Genomic DNA, 2,218 nt, shown 5'->3' on the forward strand with positions numbered 1-2,218 from the left:
TTAGTTGTCAATAGCTGGGGGTGCCAGAGCCCGGCCCAATGGCCCATCTCCCATTCCCCCATGTCCCTTTTTGCCGGCTTGCCCCCATACCCAAGGATGGCGAAACTCGATCAAATGTCAGGGTATCCGAAAGAATGGCTTTTACAAAACCGGGTGTTTATCCCAGTTTTGTCTATATGCTTTCTTCCGGAGGTTAGAAATGTGTACCATTGGTACACAAAATAAACCGATTAGTTGTCAATAGCTGGGGGTGCCAGAGCCCGGCCCAATGGCCCATTCCCCATTCCCCCATGTCCCTTTTTGCCGGCTTGCCCCCATACCCAAGGATGGCGAAACTCGATCAAATGTCAGGGTATCCGAAAGAATGGCTTTTACAAAACCGGGTGTTTATCCCAGTTTTGTATATATGCTTTCTTCCGGAGGTTAGAAATGTGTACCATTGGTACACAAAATAGATCGGTTAGTTGTCAATAGCTGGGGGTGCCAGAGCCAGGCCCAATGGCCCATCCCCCATTCCCCCATGTCCCTTTTCGCCGGCTTGCCCCCATCCCCAAGGATGGCGAAACTCCTTAAAATCTCAGGGTATCCGCAAGAATGGCTTTTACAAAACTCCGAGTTTATCCCCGTTTTGTATATATGCGTTCTTCCGGAAGTTAGAAATGTGTACCATTGGTACACAAAATAAACCGGTTAGTTGTCAATAGCTGGGGGTGCCAGAGCCAGGCCCAATGGCCCATCTCCCATTCCCCAATATCTCTTTTTGCCGGCTTGCCCCCATACCCAAGGATGGCGAAACTCCATAAAATCTCAGGGTATCCGAAAGAATGGCTTTTACAAAACTCCGAGTTTATCCCCGTTTTGTATATATGCGTTCTTCCGGAAGTTAGAAATGTGTACCATTGGTACACAAAATAAACCGGTTAGTTGTCAATAGCTGGGGGTGCCAGAGCCCGGCCCAATGGCCCATCTCCCATTCCCCCATGTCCCTTTTTGCCGGCTTGCCCCCATACCCAAGGATGGCGAAACTCGATCAAATGTCAGGGTATCCGAAAGAATGGCTTTTACAAAACCGGGTGTTTATCCCAGTTTTGTAATATGCTTTCTTCCGGAGGTTAGAAATGTGTACCATTGGTACACAAAATAAACCGGTTAGTTGTCAATAGCTGGGGGTGCCAGAGCCAGGCCCAATGGCCCATCCCCCATTCCCCCATGTCCCTTTTTGCCGGCTTGCCCCCATCCCCAAGGATGGCGAAACTCGTTAAAATCTCAGGGTATCCGAAAGAATTGCTTTTACAAAACTCCGAGTTTATCCCCGTTTTGTATATATGCTTTCTTCCGGAAGTTAGAAATGTGTACCATTGGTACACAAAATAAACCGGTTAGTTGTCAATAGCTGGGGGTGCCAGAGCCAGGCCCAATGGCCCATCCCCCATTCCCCCATGTCCCTTTTTGCCGGCTTGCCCCCATCCCCAAGGATGGCGAAACTCCTTAAAATCTCAGGGTATCCGAAAGAATGACTTTTACAAAAAACCGAGTTTATCCCAGTTTTGTATATATGCTTTCTTCCGGAAGTTAGAAATGTGTACCATTGGTACACAAAATAGATCGGTTAGTTGTCAATAGCTGGGGGTGCCAGAGCCAGGCCCAATGGCCCATCCCCCATTCCCCCATGTCCCTTTTCGCCGGCTTGCCCCCATCCCCAAGGATGCCGAAACTCCTTAAAATCTCAGGGTATCCGCAAGAATGGCTTTTACAAAACTCCGAGTTTATCCCCGTTTTGTATATATGCGTTCTTCCGGAAGTTAGAAATGTGTACCATTGGTACACAAAATAAACCGGTTAGTTGTCAATAGCTGGGGGTGCCAGAGCCCGGCCCAATGGCCCATCTCCCCATTCCCCCATGCCCTTTTTGCCGGCTTGCCCCCACTACCCAACGGATGGCGAAACTCGATCAAATGTCAGGGTATCCGAAAGAATGGCTTTTACAAAACCGGGTGTTTATCCCAGTTTTGTATATATGCTTTCTTCCGGAGGTTAGAAATGTGTACCATTGGTACACAAAATAAACCGGTTAGTTGTCAATAGCTGGGGGTGCCAGAGCCAGGCCCAATGGCCCATCCCCCATTCCCCCATGTCCCTTTTCGCCGGCTTGCCCCCATCCCCAAGGATGGCGAAACTCCTTAAAATCTCAGGGTATCCGCAAGAATGGCTTTTACAA

Origin of the sequence: Kamptonema formosum PCC 10802, from assembly GCF_000332335.1 — a bacterium.
Classification (GTDB): Bacteria; Cyanobacteriota; Cyanobacteriia; order Cyanobacteriales; family Oscillatoriaceae; genus Oscillatoria.